The organism is Velazquezella soli (genome assembly GCF_977018685.1).
Map to the genome: position 1 here is coordinate 2035526 of NZ_CDRNXF010000004.1, position 19376 is coordinate 2054901.

12 protein-coding genes are annotated in these 19376 nt (G+C 61.8%); 8 read left to right on the plus strand and 4 right to left on the minus strand.

Annotation, left to right across the window (positions count from 1 at the left end):
* Positions 1 to 68 precede the first annotated feature (68 nt).
* Positions 69 to 2387: an NADP-dependent malic enzyme gene (locus tag AC0JZ8_RS13350; protein ID WP_062456577.1), complete on the minus strand. Its 2319-nt coding sequence runs from the start codon at positions 2385 to 2387 to the stop codon at positions 69 to 71.
* A gap of 218 nt (positions 2388 to 2605) precedes the next feature.
* Here AC0JZ8_RS13350 and AC0JZ8_RS13355 point away from each other — a divergent pair, with 218 nt between their 5' ends.
* Positions 2606 to 3421 (plus strand): UDP-2,3-diacylglucosamine diphosphatase, encoded by an 816-nt coding sequence (locus AC0JZ8_RS13355; RefSeq protein ID WP_062580869.1) that lies wholly within the window; start codon positions 2606 to 2608, stop codon positions 3419 to 3421.
* 24 nt (positions 3422 to 3445) lie between these two features.
* Here the strand turns inward: AC0JZ8_RS13355 and dgcA are convergent, their stop codons facing one another.
* Complete coding sequence (gene dgcA, locus AC0JZ8_RS13360; RefSeq protein ID WP_471892708.1) at positions 3446 to 4426, minus strand: N-acetyl-D-Glu racemase DgcA; 981 nt, start codon at positions 4424 to 4426, stop codon at positions 3446 to 3448.
* 58 nt (positions 4427 to 4484) lie between these two features.
* Here dgcA and AC0JZ8_RS13365 point away from each other — a divergent pair, with 58 nt between their 5' ends.
* The 5 genes from AC0JZ8_RS13365 (at position 4485) to AC0JZ8_RS13385 (ending at position 9262) form a co-directional block, all read left to right on the plus strand.
* On the plus strand, positions 4485 to 5690 hold the full coding sequence (locus tag AC0JZ8_RS13365) for an ABC transporter permease (protein ID WP_371816186.1): 1206 nt from the start codon (positions 4485 to 4487) through the stop codon (positions 5688 to 5690).
* Positions 5690 to 6547 (plus strand): ABC transporter ATP-binding protein, encoded by an 858-nt coding sequence (locus tag AC0JZ8_RS13370; protein ID WP_062456591.1) that lies wholly within the window; start codon positions 5690 to 5692, stop codon positions 6545 to 6547. The genes AC0JZ8_RS13365 and AC0JZ8_RS13370 overlap by 1 nt, the downstream gene beginning before the upstream one ends.
* A gap of 8 nt (positions 6548 to 6555) precedes the next feature.
* Positions 6556 to 7926, plus strand: a complete 1371-nt coding sequence (locus tag AC0JZ8_RS13375) for an MlaD family protein (protein WP_062456594.1) — start codon at positions 6556 to 6558, stop codon at positions 7924 to 7926.
* A gap of 37 nt (positions 7927 to 7963) precedes the next feature.
* The gene (locus AC0JZ8_RS13380) at positions 7964 to 8557 is read left to right on the plus strand and encodes an ABC-type transport auxiliary lipoprotein family protein (protein WP_113110840.1); all 594 of its coding nucleotides are present in this window, start codon (positions 7964 to 7966) and stop codon (positions 8555 to 8557) included.
* 366 nt (positions 8558 to 8923) lie between these two features.
* The gene (locus AC0JZ8_RS13385; RefSeq protein ID WP_471892709.1) at positions 8924 to 9262 is read left to right on the plus strand and encodes a hypothetical protein; all 339 of its coding nucleotides are present in this window, start codon (positions 8924 to 8926) and stop codon (positions 9260 to 9262) included.
* A gap of 371 nt (positions 9263 to 9633) precedes the next feature.
* Here the strand turns inward: AC0JZ8_RS13385 and AC0JZ8_RS13390 are convergent, their stop codons facing one another.
* Entirely contained in the window at positions 9634 to 16989 is a 7356-nt protein-coding gene (locus AC0JZ8_RS13390) for an apolipoprotein A-IV repeat region-like domain-containing protein (RefSeq protein ID WP_471892710.1), read from the minus strand.
* A 466-nt stretch (positions 16990 to 17455) separates the two neighbouring features.
* Between AC0JZ8_RS13390 and AC0JZ8_RS13395 the strand changes: the two genes are divergently transcribed.
* Both AC0JZ8_RS13395 and AC0JZ8_RS13400 read left to right on the plus strand, forming a co-directional pair.
* Complete coding sequence (locus tag AC0JZ8_RS13395; protein WP_325265104.1) at positions 17456 to 17824, plus strand: Hpt domain-containing protein; 369 nt, start codon at positions 17456 to 17458, stop codon at positions 17822 to 17824.
* 119 nt (positions 17825 to 17943) lie between these two features.
* Positions 17944 to 18264, plus strand: coding sequence for a 2Fe-2S iron-sulfur cluster-binding protein (locus AC0JZ8_RS13400; protein ID WP_062456606.1), 321 nt, complete (start codon positions 17944 to 17946; stop codon positions 18262 to 18264).
* Between the two features lie 448 nt (positions 18265 to 18712).
* Here AC0JZ8_RS13400 and AC0JZ8_RS13405 read toward each other — a convergent pair whose 3' ends face one another.
* Positions 18713 to 19327, minus strand: coding sequence for a DUF922 domain-containing Zn-dependent protease (locus AC0JZ8_RS13405; protein ID WP_082471927.1), 615 nt, complete (start codon positions 19325 to 19327; stop codon positions 18713 to 18715).
* Between the last annotated feature and the right edge of the window lie 49 nt (positions 19328 to 19376).

The window sequence follows — 19376 nt, forward strand, 5'->3', positions numbered from 1 at the left end:
GTTAAAACCCATCAAACATAGGCCGGGGCGGATGAAGATATCCTAAACCGCCCCGGCTTCTGTGAGACCTAGCCGAACAGCGACTCTGGCTGCGAGGCTTCGACGACGGCCAGAGCCGCCATATTGACGACGCCGCGGGATGTGACGGACTGGCCGAGAACATGGGCGGGTTTTGCCGTGCCAAGCAGGATCGGGCCGACATGCAGCGCGTCCATCATGGTGCGCACCAGGCCAAGCGAGATGCTGGCCGCATCGAGGTTCGGGAAGACCAGCAGATTGGCTTCACCGGACAATGTGGTGCTCGGCATGGCACGCTTGCGCAGTTCCTCGGAAAGCGCCGAGCCACCCTGCATTTCACCGTCGACTTCCAGATCCGGCGCCCGTTCGCGAATGATGGCGAGTGCGTCGCGCATCTTCGCGGCGCTTTCGGAATTGCGCGAGCCGAAATTGGAGTGGCAGATGAGGGCCGCCTTCGGCTTGATGCCGAAGCGGCGCACTTCCTGGGCCGAGAGAATGGTGATCTCGGCAATCTCTTCGGCGGTCGGATTGTAGTTGACGAACGTGTCTGTGAAGAAGATCGCACCGCGCTGCGAAATCAGCAGGCTGAGGCCGGCGAGCGTCTTCGTGCCTTCGCGTTTGCCGATGATCTGGTTGACGTCGCGCAGATGCCGGTCGTAGCGGCCTTCGATGCCGCAGATCAGCGCATCGGCCTCGCCGCGCTGGACCGATAGCGCGCCGATGACCGTGTTGCTGGTGCGCACGATGGTTCGTGCTGCTTCCGGATTGACGCCCTGGCGGCCGACAAGCGCAAAATAGTCGTCGACATAGCCGCGGTAACGCGGATCGTCTTCCGGGTTGACGACGGCGAAATCGACATTCGGGCGGATGCGGATGCCGAAACGCTGGAGACGCGCTTCGATGACCGAGGGACGGCCGATCAGGATGGGCCTTGCGATCTGCTCTTCGAGCAGGATCTGTGCGGCCCTCAGAACGCGTTCGTCCTCGCCTTCGGCGAAGATGACGCGATTTCTCTCGGCAGTCTTGGCCGCCGTGAAGATCGGCTTCATCACGAAGCCGGAGCGCCAGACGAATCGGCTAAGCTGGTCGAGATAGGCTTCAAAATCCTGGATCGGACGAGCGGCGACGCCGCTTTCGGCCGCAGCCCTTGCGACGGCCGGCGCGATGCGCAGGATCAGCCGCGGATCAAATGGCGATGGGATCAGGTAGTCGGGGCCAAAGATCGGCGTTTCACCGGAATAGGCTTTCGCGGCGACGTCGGAGACTTCCTCGCGGGCAAGTGCCGCGATCGCCTTGACCGCCGCCATCTTCATTTCTTCGTTGATCGTGCGGGCGCCGCAATCGAGTGCACCACGGAAGATGTAGGGGAAGCAGAGGACGTTGTTGACCTGGTTGGCGAAATCCGAGCGGCCGGTGCAGATCATCGCGTCGGGACGCTCGGCGCGGGCGAGTTCCGGCATGATTTCCGGCGTCGGGTTGGCGAGCGCCATGATCAGCGGCTTTTCGGCCATCTGCACCAGAAGTTCGGGCTTCAACACGCCTGCGGCCGACAGGCCGAGGAAGACGTCTGCGCCGGCGATATTGTCGGCCAGAACGCGGTTGTCGCTTTTCTGGGCGTAGATCGCCTTCCACTCGTCCATCAGCTCGACGCGGCCCTCATAGACCAGCCCTTCGATATCGTGGACCCAGATGTTTTCCTTCTTCGCACCAAGCGACACGAGAAGATGCAGGCAGGCAAGCGCCGCTGCACCGGCGCCCGACGTGACGATCTTGACGTTATCGATCGTCTTGCCGGCAAGCTCCAGGCCGTTGAGGATCGCGGCGGCGACAATGATCGCCGTTCCGTGCTGATCGTCATGGAAGACCGGGATATTCATCTTTTCGCGAAGACGACGCTCGACTTCGAAACATTCCGGAGACTTGATGTCTTCGAGGTTGATGCCGCCGAAGGTCGGCTCGAGTGCCGAGATCGTCGAGACCATGGCTTCGATGCCCGGCGCGTCGATTTCGATGTCGAACACATCGATGCCGGCGAATTTCTTGAAGAGGACGGCCTTGCCTTCCATTACCGGCTTGGAGGCAAGCGGGCCGATATTGCCGAGACCGAGCACGGCAGTGCCGTTGGAGACCACGGCGACCAGATTGGCACGCGCGGTAAATTCCGCGGCCATTTCCGGATTGTCGCGGATCGCAAGGCAAGGAGCGGCCACACCCGGCGAATAGGCAAGTGCCAGGTCGCGCTGGTTGCCGAGCGGCTTGGTGGCCTGGATTTCCAGTTTGCCGGGGCGGGGATAGCGGTGGAAGAAGAGAGCCTGTTCGTCGAGATCTCCGGTTACCGGCGATGGTTTCGGATTGTCGTGCCCATCCATGCTCTTATGGCTCCTCGTAACGATTTCCGTCCTGACATGCGAGTCCCCTCCTTACATCAATCGATCCATCGAGAAACTACAATATTTGCGATGCTGTCGGATTTTGCCGCCGGTTTCGGGTGGTCGCCGACTGCGGCGATCGCGCCCCTGTCATCATCCTGAAACACGAGTCTGATTTTCGAAGGGTAGGACAAGGTAGGTAACGAAGGGACGTTTCCGTGGCCGATGCAATCGAGACAAGGCATTTCAGAACCCTGTTCATTTCGGACGTGCATCTCGGCTCCAAGGCCGCCCGCACGGACTTTCTCCTCGATTTCCTGCGCTACCACGAGGCGGAAACGATCGTGCTGGTCGGCGATATCGTCGACGGCTGGCGGTTGAAGCGCAGCTGGAACTGGCCGCAGGGCTGTAACGACGTGGTTCAGAAGCTTCTGCGCAAGGCACGAAAGGGCACGCGGATCGTCTACATTCCGGGAAACCACGACGAATTCCTGCGGGATTTCCCCGGCATGCATTTCGGCGGTATCGAGGTCGCAGACCGGATGATCTACGAGATGGCAGACGGGCGGAAATACCTGGTGCTGCACGGTGACGAGTTCGACGTCGTGGTGCGCAATGCGCGTCTGCTCGCCTATCTCGGTGACTGGGCCTATGATGCGGCAATCGCCATCAATGTCGGTCTTGCAGCGGTGCGCCGCCGCATCGGCCTGCCATACTGGTCATTCTCTGCCTGGGCCAAGCTGCAGGTGAAGCACGCCGTGAATTTCATCGGCGAGTTCCAGAAGGTTGTCGTCGACGAGGCTCGTCGCAACAATGTCGATGGCATCATCTGCGGCCATATCCATCATGCGGTCATGGAAGACATCGACGGGATCCACTACGTCAACACGGGCGACTGGGTCGAAAGCTGCACGGCGATTGCCGAGCATCGTGACGGGACGCTGGAGCTGATCTCCTGGCAGAAGATCGCGAAGACCGCGGAAATCACGACGCTGCCGGCACCGGAGACGATCAGGGGCATGCAGGCCGCGTAACGGCCACGACTTTCCGCTTGAGACTCAACCCCAGAGGTTCGGCCGGGGCGGGTAGACGAGGGACCCTTCGTATTGCAGCCCGTCCGGACGGTCGTGCGCCAAAAGCAAGGGACCGTCGAGATCCGCGTAATCGGCACCTTGCGCCAGAAGTACGGCCGGTGCCATGGCCAGCGACGTTCCGACCATGCAGCCGATCATGACAGCAAAGCCGAGCCGTTCTGCTTCCTCTTTCATGATCAGCGCCTCGGTCAGCCCGCCGGTCTTGTCGAGCTTGATATTGACGGCATCATAGCGGTTTCTCAAACTCGCCAGATCGCCCGTTGCGTGTACGCTTTCGTCGGCGCAGATCATCACCGTGCGGCGGATGGTGGCGAGAATCGCATCCTTGCCTGCTGGAAGCGGCTGTTCGATCAGCGAAACGCCAAGGGCATCCGCGACTTCCAGATGGCGGGCCAGATTGTCCTCGGTCCAACCCTCGTTGGCATCGACGATCAGGCGCGAATCGGGCGCTGCCTGCCGCACGGCTCGCATCCGGCTTTCGTCGTCTTCAGTGCCGAGCTTGATCTTGAGCAGCGGACGTTCGGCATTCCTGCGCGCATCCTCCGCCATTGCCTCGGGTTCGCCGAGTGACAGCGTAAATGCGGTGATGAGCGGCTTTTCGGCAGCTTCAATCATCGATGCGACCGATCGGCCGAGGGTCTTGGCTTCCAGATCCCACAAGGCGCAGTCCACCGCGTTGCGCGCGGCTCCCGGCCGCAATCGGGTCTGCAGTATGTGGCGATCCATGCCATCGTGCATCATCGACGCGAGGGAGTTGATCTCGGCCAGCACGCCGTCCGTCGTTTCGCCGTAGCGTCTGTAAGGAACGCATTCGCCCCGGCCGGTGATGCCATCCCGGGTGATCGTACAGGTCACGACCTCGGCTTCGGTCTTGGAGCCGCGGGAAATCGTAAACACCCCGGCGATCGGGAATTTCTCGATTGTTGCTTCGAAGTGACGCGTCATGGTTTTCCACCTGGGCGTTGTGGCAAATCCGTTCAGGGTCGCTATATTGCCGCTCTCAGTGCTGCGATCAACAGCAGATCGCAGCCGCGTGCTGCTTAACCTAAGCCGAAAGAAACCTGTGCCGTCACAACCTGCCGAAATCAAAGCCGAAGACCTGCCCGGCGGCGATGGCGAGCGCTACATTCTGGCCGGAGAATGGCGCAATCATTCGATTTCGCCGGTCCTCAAGGCGTTTGGCGATCTTGAAAAGAGCAGCGGGTCTGGATCCCTCGAGATCGACGTCTCGGGGATCGACGGAATCGATACATCCGGCGCCTGGCTGATTCGCCGTCTTCTGTCGGCAAAAGCCGAGCAGGGTCGCGACGCGAAGTTGGTCGGGGCGGAAGGGACGATCGAGGAACTGGTTGGCGCCCTGCCGGAAAAGACCCCGGCACCGCCGCCCAACGATCAGGACAAGCGGTCGCTGTTTGATCGCGTGTTCAGCCCGGTCGGCAAGACGATGACGGAATTTGCCGGTGACTTCGTCGCCGCCATGCACATTCTCGGCTCGGCGGTCCGTGGCGCACAGCTGAAATTCGGCCGCGGATCCGGCGTCTCTCCTGCATCCGTCGTGACGCATATCGACCGGATGGGCGTGCGTGCGGTTCCGATCATCCTGCTGATGTCGTTTCTGATCGGCGCGATCATTGCCCAGCAGGGCGCTTTCCAGCTCCGGTATTTCGGGGCAGAAATCTTCGTCGTCGACTTGGTCGGCATTCTGCAGCTTCGCGAAATCGGCGTTCTGATCACGGCGATCATGATCGCCGGCCGTTCGGGAAGCGCGATCACCGCCGAAATCGGCTCCATGAAGATGCGCGAGGAAATCGACGCGCTGACCGTCATCGGCCTCAATCCCGTCGGTGTGCTCGTGTTCCCGCGACTTGTCGCCCTGACGATCGCACTGCCGCTCCTGACCATCGTGGCGAACCTGTCGGCCCTCTACGGCGCTGCGGTGATCACGCTGGTCTACTCCGGCATTACTTTCGATACGTTCCTGTCGCGCCTCAAGGAGGCGGTCGACTTCTCGTCGGTGGCATCAGGCATGATCAAGGCGCCGTTCATGGCGCTGGCAATCGGCATCGTGGCGGCTGTCGAGGGAATGAAAGTCGGCGGCAGCGCAGAATCGCTTGGCCAGCACGTCACCTCGTCGGTGGTGAAATCGATCTTCGCGGTGATCCTGATCGACGCGATGTTTGCGATTTTCTATTCCGCGATCGATTTTTGATGGGGACCGGCGTGGAAGACGTTCAAACCTTTGACAATACCAAACCCGCGGAGACGAAGAGCGACGAGCGCAAGGTCGTGCTGTCGGTCAAGGATCTGACGGTCGGCTTCGGCTCGAAGCTCGTGCTGGACAATCTGAACCTCGATATCTACCGGGGCGAGATCCTCGGCTTCGTCGGAGCGTCGGGCACCGGTAAGTCGGTGCTGATGCGCACGGTTCTCAGATTGCTGCCGCAGCGCTCAGGTACGATCGAGATCCTCGGAGTTGATTATGCCACGGCCGACGAACAGCAGCGCGTGGCGCTCGATACGCGGCTCGGCGTGCTGTTCCAGCACGGTGCGCTGTTTTCGGCACTGACGGTGAAAGAAAACATCCAGCTGCCGATGCGCGAGTATCTCGATCTGCCGCAGTCGCTGATGGACGAACTCGCCTATGTGAAGCTTGAGATGGTGGGCCTGCCGCCCGATGCGGCCGACAAGTATCCGTCCGAACTATCCGGCGGCATGATCAAGCGTGCAGCCCTTGCGCGCGCTCTGGCGCTCGACCCCGATCTGGTTTTCCTCGACGAGCCGACATCCGGGCTCGATCCCATCGGCGCTGCCGATTTCGATGCCTTGATTGCAAGGCTGCGCGATACGCTTGGCCTCACCGTGTACATGGTGACCCACGACCTCGACAGCCTGTTTTCCGTTTGTGATCGCATTGCCGTGCTTGGGCAGAAACGGGTCTTGGTGGAAGGCACGCTTGAGGATATGTTCGCCTTCGACGATCCGTGGGTTCAGTCCTATTTCAAGGGCAAGCGCGCGCGTTCCGTCGTGACCGATGAGACCAGGCCCGACGGCGAATCTGAGAAGTGATGTAACCTATGGAAACTAAAGCAAATTACGCCCTCGTTGGCTTTTTTACCTTGCTGGTAATGGCTGCCGCTTTCGGGTTCGTCTACTGGATGGCTTCGTCCGGCCGGGGAGGCCCCACGGCTGAGCTGGCGATTCGCATTCCGGGCTCCGCAAACGGTCTTTCCGTTGGTTCGGCGGTGCGCTTCAACGGCATCCCAGTCGGCTCCGTGCGCAGCCTCAGCATCGACCCGGATGATCCGCGCTACTCGATCGCGTTCACCGAAGTGCGCGCCGACGCACCTGTCTACCAGTCGACCAAGGCCGTTCTGGAAGTTCAGGGCCTGACGGGCGCTGCCTATGTGGAAATGTCGGGTGGTGCCAAGGGTGAAGAAAACATCCTGCAGAAGGCGATCGAGAGTGGCCGTCCTGCGGTGCTGATCGCCGACCAGTCGAGCGTGACCAACCTTCTTGCGACGGCCGACAAGATCCTCGACCGGGCAGACCAGGCAATTGGCGACATCCAGGGATTTGTCGGAGACGCACGCGGTCCGCTGACGCAGACTATCCGCAACGTCGAGACGTTTACGGCTGCGCTCAGCAACAATTCGGACAGCATCGACAAATTCCTGAACAGCCTCTCGACGCTGTCGGCGACGGTCGATCGCGTCTCCGGCACGTTGAACTCGACGCTCGAAGCAGCCGACCAGCTGGTACGGGCAATCGATGCGGAGCGCGTCAATCAGGTTGTCACGAACGCCGAACGGGTGACTCGCAACATTGCCAATGCCTCGGACAACTTCGGCCCTCTGGTGCAGAACGTGACCCAGGCGGCTGCGAGCTTCCAGCAGGCAGGCGTCGATGCGCAGAGCGCCCTGAAACGCGCCGATACGCTGATGGCGGCCGTCGACGTCAATCAGGTCGGCGCAACGATCCGCAACATCTCGTCGGCATCCGAAGACGCACGCCAGACGCTCAGCTCGGCGCGCGACGTGATCGACGACGTGTCGCGCCGCCGCGACGACATCAACGGTGCGATCTCCAACTTCACGGACATGTCGACCAAGCTGAACAACGCATCGAACCGCGTCGACGGAATTCTGGCGAAGGTGGACGGGCTGGTCTCCAGCGACGACTCGCAGGGTCTGTTTGCCGAGGCGCGCAAGACGCTCGAATCCTTCCGCACCGTCGCCGACAATATCAATTCGCGCGTTGGACCGATTGCCGACAACCTGTCGCGCTTTTCGTCCGGTGGCTTGAGAGACATCCAAACGCTGATCAACGACACGCGCGGAACCGTGCAGTCGCTCAATCAGGCAATCAGCAATTTTGACCAGAACCCCCAGCGCCTGATCTTCGGCGGCGAAACGGTGAAAGAGTACGATGGCAGGACACGGCGCTAACATGCGGGGAGTTCAGGGTTTTATGCAAGGATCTGCGATGCTTCGCGTCATGCGCCATCCGATCATCATCGCAGCCCCTTTGATGGCAGCACTTCTGGCCGGTTGTGGCAGCAAGGCGAACAACGACACGTTCGACCTGTCGATCACGCCGATGGCGAGCGGAGCAACCGCGAAGAGCCGGCAAATCCTGGTGCCTGAACCGACTGCGGTCAAGATGCTCAACAGCGACCAGGTCGTTGTGCGTATTTCACCCTCCGAGGTTCAGTATCTGGCCAATTCCCGCTGGGGTGACAGGCTTCCGGCGCTGGTCCAGTCGAAGCTGGTCGAAGCGTTCGAAAACTCCGGACGGGTTGGCGGCGTCGGCAAGCCGGGGCAGGGTCTGGCGATCGACTATCAGGTCGTAACCGATATACGCAGCTTCGAAGTGGTCACTGAGGGCAACAGGCTCGCCACGGTGGAGATCTCGGCAAAGCTCTTGAACGACCGCAACGGCAGCGTTCGTGCACAGACCGTCTTCAAGGCAACGGTGCCGGTCGCCGGAACCGAGAACCGCCGCTTCATCGAAGCGCTGGACAAGGCATTTGCACAGGTCGGCGCGAATATTGTCGACTGGGCTCTCAAGGCCATGTGATCCTTTTCGCGCGGGGACGACCCGCGCGATATCGGCCTGGGGGAGACTTCTCTGCCGAACAATTCGCAGCAGAGAAGCACTCTCCTGCAGTACGTCATGTGAGCTGAGCGAGCGCTACCCAAGGGCGCTGGCGGTGAAGCTTGGCGATGGTCCCAAGCATCGCGATAGGATGCCCACCCGGCTTCCGGACCCGCTCTGCCAGCGGAGCGATACGATACTGGTTCCAGCACTGCGATCCTCACGAGATCTGACATGCGTCTGTGACAGCTGGCTTTGCAATCCGAACTAATAGCCTGGCCGTTATGGAGTTGACCTGCGCTTTAAACAGCGCTCCGATCTCGGTTGCTTCTCCTGAGAGCCAAGCGAATGACTGAGCCTCCGATCCCCGTCTATTTTTTCAGGCAATCCGGTTTTGCTCCCTCCGGTGACACCGTGGTCAGCGTTGCACCGTTGCAAAGTGTCGTGGCGGTTTATGGCGCAGGCGGCGTGGTGGGCGAAGGTGGTCTGGCTTCTGCCATTGGCGGCGGCGTGGTGTTTCGCAACGATGCCTCGGACGCGTGCTATATCGGCGTCTGGGGCGCCCGGAACGCGTCACGCTTTAGCAGCGACCTTCGTGCACGGATGGAGATCATTCTCCTCAGGCACGCGCCCGATGCGCGGCTCAGTTTCTGGGGCGCGGCAAAAGAGCGGCCGTTGAGGAACTGAGTAGAAAGAGGGCCAGACGTCAGGTTCGCTCCCATGCAGTGCAGCCCATCGAAAGCCGGCTTGATGGGCGACTGAGTGTTCTGTGAAGTACTGGCGAAAAACTCCGCAGGTCGCTTTGGAAACTGAGCCTGTCACCAAACTCCTCTAATCCTCGCCCTTGTGGCGGGGATCCAGTCCGTACGTGTCCATGAAGTGAAGGAGTCTGTGACCCGACAGACCTCGTGCCGCTGGAATTTCGGCACAAGGGCTGGGAAGAGAGAAGTCGGGGTACCCCTCTCGCCAACAGCTTCTTCAGGGTTTATCCGCCAACGAAAAAGCCGCCCCGAAAGGCGGCTTTTCTTGTTTTTGGCATTCCCTGCGGAATGGATCGATCAGCTGAAACGTCCGGCCGCGTGGGCGAGCATGGTGTAGACCTTGCCCGTATCCGAGGTCAGGTAGCTCTGGGTGACCGTCTTGTCGCGATCTGTGCGGGCGACATCGGCGAGCAGCTTTTCGAAATCGGCGATGTAGCGATCGACGGCGGTGCGGAATTCCGGCTCGCGTTCGTATTTCCGCTTGATGTCGTCGAACGTCTGCTGACCCTTCAGCGTGTAGAGGCGGCGTGTGAACACGTCGCGCTCGCCGCGCTGGTAACGGCGCCAGAGGTCGACCGAGGCGTCGTGATCGATCGCGCGGGCGATGTCGACCGACAGAGAGTTGAGCGATTCCACCATGTGGCGCGGGTTGCGGTTGTCTCCGTTGGTGCGAACCGGCTGGGCCGGTTCGGCTGCTGCCGGGCGTGCAGGCTGCTGCGGCTGGCGAGCAACTGTGCCGGCTGTATCGTCACGAGACGCACCGCGAAGGAGATCGCTGATCCAGCCGCCTTCACCTGGACGCTGCGTTGCTTCAGGTGCGCGGGAGACCGGGGCCTGAGGTTGTGCGAGAACCTGCGTTACCGGTGGCGTCTGTGAAGGCGCCTGGGAAACCGGCTTGCTGACGCCCTGTGCGATGCTCGGCGTCGGACGATCGAGTGGCAGACTGTCACGAAGGACAGACGAGCCAAACGGTGCGCTTGTCGCGGCGGCTGGTGCCGTCGGGGCTGCAGGGCGCGGGGCCGCCGGCTGCGGAGCCGGCTGGGCGACCGGAGCAGGGCGCGACACTGCAACCGGCTCGGACACGTCGAGGCTCTGGGCGGAGCGGCCGACTAGCTGCGAGATGTCCTGCAGGGCCTTGATCTGTTCAGCCACGGCACGGCGCATGGCGGCTGCGCTTTCCTTGGCTTCTTCGGGCAGATCGAACGCGCCGCGCTTCAGTTCGGTGCGAGTCGCATCGAGTTCCTGGCGAATGTCCTGGGCCGAGCGGCGGATCTCGTCGGTTGCGCCGGTAAAGCGGCCGATCGCCTCTTCAACCGAAACCCGCAGCGTATCGCGCAACTGCTGGGCTGCGCCATCGGTGCGGTTTGCGGCGTCGGCCAGCAGGCGCTCAATGTCGCCCATCGAACCGGTGATGCTGCCGCGCAGGCGTTCGGATAGATCGCGGGCGCGTGTCTCGGCATCCGACAGTGTCGTCTCGATGGCGCGGCTTGCCTCGTTGCCAGCCTCGCTCAGCGTCTCGCGCATAGCCTGGGCCGTGAGGTTGGCACGCTGCTGGGTTTCGCCCAGGCCGCGGCCGATATCGGCGAAGGAAGCGTGCAGGCTTTCGCGCAGCGATGCGCCGATCTGCGAGGTGCGATCTTCGGCGCGGGTAAAGGCGCCATCGACGAGCGAGGTCAGACCATTGAGCGTGCCTTCGATTTCCTCCGAACGCTTGACGAGACCGGCAGAGAGGGTGCGGAGCGCCGTCTGGCGTTCGTCGAGCGTGCTGGCAAGGTTCGACTGGGCAGCGCCGAGCAGCTCGGATGCCTGGGCCAGAACCTTGGAGTGATCGTCGAAGCGACCGACGATGCCGCCGACCTGGCTGAGCGTCTGGCCGGAAATGCTGACCAGGCGATCGATGTTGTTTTCTAGCAGGCGGCTCGAACCGTGCACGAGGTCGGCCGCGCTGTTGGCCGACTCGGCAAAGCGGTTGGCGGTCGCATCGAGCTTCTGATCGGCGTCGGACAGCTGTTCGCTGACGCGGTCTGCGGCCTGGCCGAGATTGCGGGCGGCCTGTTCGACCAGCGATGCGATGCCGGAATTGCTTTCGGCAAGGCGCTCGATCAGGCTGTTGACGTTTGCCGACAGGCTCTGCTCGACGGCGCGCATGGCACCGGTGGCATTCTCTGTCCGCTGGCTGATGGCAGCGAGCGTCTCGTTGGTACGGGCGGAAATCGCCTCCACCAGTGCGTCGTTCTCGTTGCGGATGCGGTCGGTCGTATCGCGGGCGGCCGTGGAAAGGCGCTCGGCGCTTTCCTGTGCAGCCTGGCTGATGCGCTCGGCGGCGGACCGGCCGGTCTCGGCATATTCCTCGACCAGTGGCCGTGCTTTTTCGTCGATCAGCTTGGAGAGTTCGGCCGAACGGCTTGAGAGCATCGAGTTCAGGTCGCGGGTGCGGCTGTCGAGCGACGAGCGGATCGATTCGCCACGGGCAGCGAGCGCCTTGTCGACGGCCGAAAGAGCGCTGTCGAGTTCGCCTGCGGTTTCGGCAAGCGTGTCGCGCAGAGACGTGCCGCGGGCATCAAGCGCCTTTTCGGCATCGCCGAGGGCTTCCGAAATCGCGTTGACCTGCTTCTTCACCAGGCTGTCTGCTTCGGCGACCTTGTGGACGATCGCGTTGCCGGCTTCCGAGAAGGCCTGCGCCACGGTTGCCGCCTGACCGGCAAGCCGGTTCTGGGTTTCCGAAATGCGGTCGACGATATCGTTGGAGCGCTGTTCGATCGAGCGGGCAAACTCATCGTTGCGGGTACTGAGTTCTTCCGTGAAGTCTGCGCCGGCGCGGGCAAGAAGCTCTGCCGAACGGCTGGCTTCGCTATCCATGCCCTGCGCTGCGGCGCTGACGGCGTCGCGGAGGCTGGAAGCGAGGCCGACAGCCTTGCCTTCGATGGTGCGCGACACGGCGTCTAGGCCGACGGTGAGCGCCCGGTCCATGGTGCCGAGGCGTTCTTCGATGCGGGCGGTGCGTGTATCCAGCGTTTCGGCGATCCGATCCGACGTTTCGGATCCGATGCGCTCAAATTCCTGCGTGCGGGATGCGAGCGCCTGATTGATGCGGTCTGCAGTTTCTCCCGACAAGCGCTCCAGTTCGGCCGTGCGATCACTCATCACGGTAGAAACGCGATCGGTCGCAAGGCTGGTAACGCGCTCCAGTTCCGCGGTGCGGGCGCCGAGTGCATCGGCGATACTGTTGCCGGCCGTGTCGACCAGGCTGGTCGCATTGCCCAGTTCCGAGCGGATGCGTTCTTCCAGACCACCGAAAGTCGTCTCTATCCGGGTGCCGGCGCCATCGAGGGCGGTAGAAACGCCGCCGACAGTTTCTTCGACGCGGCTCGAGAATCCCTCTGCGGAGGCTGTGATTTCGCGGGCGGCTTCGTTGAGCTGGCCTGCAATCGCGCCGACGTTTTCGCGCAGACGCGTTTCCAGGTTTTCACCGGCGCCGTCGATCGTGGCGCGCAGCGATTCCTGCTGGGCTTCGAGGGACATTTCCAGCATGCCGGCGCTGGTTGCGATGGTGGCGCCGATCGATGTTGCCTGATCCAGCATCAGGTCGGCCAGATGGTTTTGCGCATTGGTGAGCGTGCTGGCAATCAGGCCGCCGCGATCCTCGAGTGTCGAGCGAATGCGCTCGTAGCCGCCATCGAGTGTAGACGAGAGCTGGCGGTTTGCGGTGTCGAGCGTCTCGGCCATCTGACCGTGTGCCGTCGTGACCTTTTCGGATATGTCGCGGCTTGCGGTATCGACGACGCCTGAGATCTGTACGGCAGCGGTGCCGACCGTGTCGCTGATGGTGCGGGTTGCTCCATCCAAGGTCGAGGCGATGTTGCGCGTTGCGTCGCCGACGGACTGGGAGATGTTCTGGGCGCCCGAACCGACCGTCGAGGAAATCTCGTAGTTGGCGGCGCCGAGCGTCTGCGCGATGTCCTGTCCGGCTGTGGCAAGCGTATCGGCGAGCTGCTGGTGACCGAGGCCGATCGTTGCAGCAATCCGCTGCTGGGTGGCGTCGAAGGTTTCGTCCATCCGCTGCAGGCCATCGGCCATGCCGGTTTCGAAGCGGCTGGTGCCATCGGTGAGGGCGGATTCAATACGTGTGGCTGCGCCACCGACCGAGTTTTCGAGACGAGCGCTGCCACCGTCGAGGATGCGGGACAGTTCCGCAGCCTGGGTTTCGAGCGTGATGTCGAGGCCGAGCTGGCCGTCCTGGTAGGCACTGCGGATTGCATCCGTGCGATCTGCAAACGCGCTTTCGATGCGTTCCGCTGCACCGCCGACGGATGTCTCAAGCTGCGCGCTGCCGGACTGGATGATGCGCGACAGTTCCGAGGCGTGGGTCTCGAGCGCTATGTCGAGGCCGAGCTGGCCTTCCTGATAGGCGCTGCGGATGGCATCGGTACGATCGGCAAAGGCGCTTTCGATGCGCTGGGCTGCACCGCCGACGGACGTCTCAAGCTTCTCGCTACCGCCCTGGATGATGCGGGTGAGTTCCGAAGCGTGCGTTTCGAGTGTGATGTCGAGGCCGAGCTGACCTTCCTGATAGGCGGTGCGGATCGCATCGGTGCGATCGGCGAAGGCGCTTTCGATCCGCTGGGCTGCGCCGCCGACGGATGTCTCAAGCTTCTCGCTGCCGCCTTCGATGATGCGGGTAAGTTCCGAAGCGTGCGTTTCGAGTGTGATGTCGAGGCCGAGCTGACCTTCCTGATAGGCCGTGCGGATTGCGTCGGTACGATCTGCGAACGCCGTTTCGATACGCTGGGCTGCGCCGCCGACGGATGTCTCAAGCTTCTCGCTGCCGCCTTCGATGATGCGGGTGAGTTCCGAGGCGTGGGTTTCGAGCGAGATGTCGAGACCGAGCTGACCTTCCTGATAGGCGTTGCGGATCGCTTCGGTACGATCGGCGAAGGCGCTCTCGATGCGCTGGGCTGCGCCGCCGACGGATGTCTCAAGCTTCTCGCTGCCGCCTTCGATGATGCGGGTGAGTTCCGAGGCATGCGTTTCGAGTGTAATGTCGAGACCGAGCTGACCTTCCTGATAGGCGTTGCGGATCGCGTCGGTGCGATCGGCAAAGGCAGCTTCAATGCGGCCGGCAACCCCTTCTACGGAATTCTCGAGGCGTTCGCTGCCGCCGTCGAGAATGCGCGCCAGTTCCGAGGTCTGGGTCGCAAGCGTGATGTCGAGACCAATCTGGCCGTCCTGATAGACGCTGCGGATTGCTTCGGTGCGTTCGGCCAACGTGGCTTCGATCCGTTCGGCTGCACCCCCGACAGACTTATCGAGCCGTTCGCTGCCGCTGTCGATGATGCGGGAAAGCTCGGAGACGTGGCTTTCGAGCGAGAGATCGAGACCGAGCTGGCCGTCCGTATAGGCCGTGCGGATTGCTTCGGCGCGAGCGGCGAACGTGTGTTCGATACGGCTGTCTGCATCCGATACGGCGCCGATCAGAGCTGCCGTCTTTTCTTCGAGTGCGCCTGTGAGGCGATCTTCGTGCAGGGCAAGCGAAGTCGCGATGTCCATCGATCGGTCATCGAAGATCTCAGCGAGGCGGTCGCGGTTGGCGGCAAGCGTCGTGTCGAGGCTCGTCACCTTGCGCTCCAGTTCGCTGCCGAGCCGGATCTCGCTGTCGGACAGCGCCTTCGACAGGACTTCAGTCTTGTCGTCGAACATCGAGGACAGGCGCTCGGGTGTTCCCGACATCAGCTCGCTGATTGCCGAGGTGCGGCTGTCGAGGACTTCTGCAAGACGATCGTGGCTGCCGGTGACCGCATCGATGATGGCATCCGCACGCGAACCGACGGCGTCCTCGAAACGGGCCTGGCTATCGGAGAGTGCGGCGGCAAGTGCCGTGCCGCGTTCAGCCATGACGGCATCGACCTTGTTGTGGGCGTCGCCGAAGCTGTGGCTGATTTCGTTGCTGCGGGCAGCAAGCGCATCGGAAAATTCGCGGGCGCGGTTTTCGAGCATGGAGTCCAGCACTTCCTGGCCGGTTCCAAGCGTCGTTGCGAGCGCCAGCGACTGGTCGGTTAGTGCATTGCCGATCCGGTCGATGCTGGACGACAGGATGCCTTCAATTGCATCCGAACCGCCTGCGACGGTTTCGTTGATGCGGGCGAGGCTGTCCATCAGCTTGCTGTCGAGCGTGCCGGCGCGCTGGTCGAATGCCGTGGTAAAATGCGACAGGCCGTCGTCGAAGGTTGCCGAAAGCTGGCCAACGGTTGCCTGGAGACGGTCTTCGAACAGGCCGGAGCGCAGGTCGAGATCCATGATCGCGTCGTCGGAAGCGGTCTGCAGGCTCTGACGGAAGGTGGCGCTCTTCTGGTCGAGCGAGCGGTTGAGCGCGGCGATTGCCGTGTCCAGCGTGCCGCCGAGCGTCTTCTCGCTGTCATTCAGACCCTCGGTGATTTCGCGGGTGCGGGCAAGCAGCGTCTCGTTGAGCTGACGGGTGCGGTCGGCGAGGGCGGCGTTCAGCTTTTCGGTGTTGGCATCGATGGTCGACGCACGGGTTTCGAACTGGCCGAGCAATTCCTGACCGCGTTCGGACATGGTCGATGTGAGCGTGTCGAGGCGGATATCGAACTCGGTCGCCAGAGCGATACCGGACGATGTCAGGCTCGAGACGAGGTTTTCGGCACGGGCCGCCATCAGGGAGCTGAGCGCTTCACCGGCAGCGTCGGATTTTTCGATGAGAGACGCGGCGCGGGTGTCGATCATCGAGGCAAAGGCCTCGCCTGACGTGGCAAGGCGAACGGAGATCTCTTCTGTCGAGAGCGACAGGTCTTCCTTCAGCTGCTCGTGCACGCCGACGATCGAGGAGCGGATACGTTCCGCATGGTTGACGATCGCGTCGCGCTCGGCGCCGAGTTCGTGAACCAGGCCGCGGACGCGCAGCTCGTTGTCTGTATAACTGCGTTCCAGCGCGTTGACTTCGGAATGAACCAGCGTTTCCAGCTCGGAGGCACGTGCGATGGTGCGCTCGATGCCTTCGTTCATCGCAGACACTTCGCGGCGGACAGCCTGGCCGACCGACATGATGCGCTCGGAGGCAATGGTTTCCGGTTCGGAGAGACGCAGGGCCACTTCCGCCATCGAGCGGGCCGCATTGCGCAGATCAGCAGCTCTCGCCATCATGATCGCGAAGGCGAAGAACAGCATGATCGGTAGCAGGATGCCGACGACGAGGGCGACGATTCCCGGTGCAGCGAGGACGCCGGCGACCGAGGTGAATTCCCACAGCTGGCTGCCGTAGATCAGCTGGCCGAGACCGATACCCGCAACAACCCAGAAGAACGAGATAATGGCGGCGTTGCGGACGGCGCTCTTGATCGAGCCGCCTTCGAGCGAGCGAAGAATCGCATTCGGGGTGCGGCGACCGGCATCATTGGCCGGCTCGAAAGCGGGCTGTCGGGCTGTCGTTTCGGGACCGGCCTGACGAGGCGGAGCGGATTGCGGATTTTGTGAGGACGATGGGGAGCGCTGCCTTGGCGTATCCGACACTCTGGTCTCCGAAGCGGTCTGAGTTGGTCGGGCGCGAGGCTGCTCGCCGTTGAAGTCGATCTTCAGCGCTTCTTCCAGTGCCTGGAAAGCCGTCTCATCGACCGACTCGCTGCTCGTTTTCTTCGCCATGCGGTTACGCCTCGTTACACTCACCCGGCGCTTTCGTTCCAGCTCTGCCGCCTGCAGGCTGGAAGTCGGGTCGCCGACCGGAACCCGGCCCGTGCGTCATGCTGGCCGCAATTCCACTTTACTCACAATTCGAACGGCCGTTGTTGCAAACGGATGATAATGAAAGCTTACCACCGTTCCGCCGTCAGACGCAGGATGGTTTACACACCCATCTCAACCGTCCTGTAGTGACACATTCGTGTCTTCCACACAATTGCTCGGCCGGGATCGGCCCGGAAAGCAGATTTGTTGTTAACAGAATTTAAACCACGAAAAATGTCGAAACCCCTGACATTCCGTGAGGTTGATGGAAATTAACCATGTCCCGAAATTTGCGCCGTGATTGTGCCGAAATTTAACGGGATAGGCAGCCGCTGTCCCGCATCACTGGGACGCATGATTGAGCCCCAAAGAGGAACAGAGTTTCATGTCAGCGGCGAATACTGCTTTTTCAACGCCCACTAGCCCGCGCGGGGCATGTCCTTCGCAGTCGCGCCCGATCGATCTCGTGCATCTTGCCCGCCAGACGATGGGCGACAAGACACTGGAAAACGAAGTGCTGATGATGTTTGCCCGCAACGCCCGCCGGGCGCTGCAGGAGATGACGGGCGCAGACGCTGCCGGGGTTGCGATGACGGCGCATCGCCTGAGGGGTGCTGCATCTGCGGTCGGCGCGTTCGGCGTTTCCAAAGCTGCAGAAAAACTCGAAGCAGACGGTGCCGACGCCGCGCATTTGGCCGCGCTTGCCGCGTGTGTCGTGGAAGCCGAGAACTTCATCCTGAAACTCTGCCGCTGATCCGTGACAGTTGGAGGGCGCCGCAAGACAACGGCGCGTCGTCCGTTCGTGTTGACTGGACCGGTGATTTATCGGAAGACAACCGGCCAAGACTGCCACTCAATGCGGATTTCCTGATCATGACGAAACTGACCCTCGTTGCCTTCGACGGTACGCGCTTCGATATCGAAGCTGACAACGGCTCCACGGTAATGGAGAACGCCGTGCGCAATTCCGTGCCAGGCATAGAGGCCGAATGCGGCGGCGCCTGTGCCTGTGCCACCTGTCATGTCTATGTCGACGATGGCTGGACCGAAAAGGTCGGTCCTCCGGCAGCGATGGAAGAAGACATGCTCGACTTCGCCTTCGAGGTGAAGCCGACCTCGCGGCTGTCCTGTCAGATCAAGATCAAGGCCGATCTCGACGGTCTGATCGTGCACGTTCCAGAACGTCAGGCCTGAACCAAACCAGACGACCCTCTTCCAAAAAAATGCCTCGCTGCGCAGTTAGCGCAAGCGAGGCAAGGCAGGCGCATAGCCGCAAGGCGAGGGAGGAAAACGCCTGCGGCCGCAATTGCGCCGGGGAGACCTGTGAAGCTTGTACAAGGCAACAACGCGGGACCTCTCTCGGTCCAAGTGCCTGATCGCGGCCGCGAACATTTGCGGCGCCTGAACGGGTGGATCCGGGCACCGTGGCCGGGATCGCGGGCGGCTGGATGACCCTTGATATGGGTCGTTGGCAGCGCCGTTCTGTTGCTACGGTTTTAGCCCAGACACACACATTAGTATATTGTTATAAGTCACCGATGAATGACAGGGTGGTGCGAAAGCTCCGCGCAAGTCTCGGGAAAGTTCGGGCTACGGGTCGGTGGATTGGCTGTGCCGATCGATGTCGTCTTTCGCTGCCCGATCAGTCGCGCTTCATCCGGTATTTCAGAAGACGGGTCATCCGCTCGTCGAAGTTCTTCGACTCGACCTGGTCGAACCGCATCTGTTCCCGGTCGTGTGCTTCCAGAAGATCGCGAGTCGCATCGGCGACCTTCTTCTCGAGACTATCGCAACTGCTGGGCGTCGATAGGTCCAGAAGCTGTCTCTCGAGAATGCGGGCATGAGTGCGGGCAATCTCGGCATGGCGTTCTTCGTGGCGCTTGATGTCTGCCGAAAGCGTGTCCCATATCATGCCAAGATCCGCGTCTGCACGACGTCGATTGATCCAGCGTGGCAGAACGATATGGGTACGCAGTGTGACCCTTGCGGCGCCGACCGTGCAGCGATTGGCGCGCTCGACATAGGTCACTTCCCCGCCGAATTTGATTTCGGTTGCACCGGGATGACGGTGGCCGGTCGTGCGGGTCAGCGGACCGCGTTTTTCCAGCTCCTTGTCGAGGTCTTCGGCAGTTTTGCCGCCGATCTGAAAATACGAGTAAGTCTTGGTGATGATCGGTGCGGCCGATGCGGGAGAGGCGAAGACGCCTGCAAGAAGTACGGTACCGATGAGACGGCGAACCGCGCGCATTGAAAACATTCTGTGGCCTGCAACGTTGAACTTTAAAAGAGCTTGGGGCATAGCGAGA

Bases quoted from the DNA above. Each gene is read 5' to 3' on its own strand.
- AC0JZ8_RS13400 (WP_062456606.1), top strand. From the start codon at position 17,944: ATGACGAAACTGACCCTCGTTGCCTTCGACGGTACGCGCTTCGATATC.
- AC0JZ8_RS13395 (WP_325265104.1), top strand. From the start codon at position 17,456: ATGTCAGCGGCGAATACTGCTTTTTCAACGCCCACTAGCCCGCGCGGG.
- AC0JZ8_RS13390 (WP_471892710.1), bottom strand. From the start codon at position 16,989: ATGGCGAAGAAAACGAGCAGCGAGTCGGTCGATGAGACGGCTTTCCAG.
- AC0JZ8_RS13385 (WP_471892709.1), top strand. From the start codon at position 8,924: ATGACTGAGCCTCCGATCCCCGTCTATTTTTTCAGGCAATCCGGTTTT.
- dgcA (WP_471892708.1), bottom strand. From the start codon at position 4,426: ATGACGCGTCACTTCGAAGCAACAATCGAGAAATTCCCGATCGCCGGG.
- AC0JZ8_RS13375 (WP_062456594.1), top strand. From the start codon at position 6,556: ATGGAAACTAAAGCAAATTACGCCCTCGTTGGCTTTTTTACCTTGCTG.
- AC0JZ8_RS13405 (WP_082471927.1), bottom strand. From the start codon at position 19,327: ATGTTTTCAATGCGCGCGGTTCGCCGTCTCATCGGTACCGTACTTCTT.
- AC0JZ8_RS13370 (WP_062456591.1), top strand. From the start codon at position 5,690: ATGGGGACCGGCGTGGAAGACGTTCAAACCTTTGACAATACCAAACCC.
- AC0JZ8_RS13350 (WP_062456577.1), bottom strand. From the start codon at position 2,387: ATGGATGGGCACGACAATCCGAAACCATCGCCGGTAACCGGAGATCTC.
- AC0JZ8_RS13380 (WP_113110840.1), top strand. From the start codon at position 7,964: ATGCTTCGCGTCATGCGCCATCCGATCATCATCGCAGCCCCTTTGATG.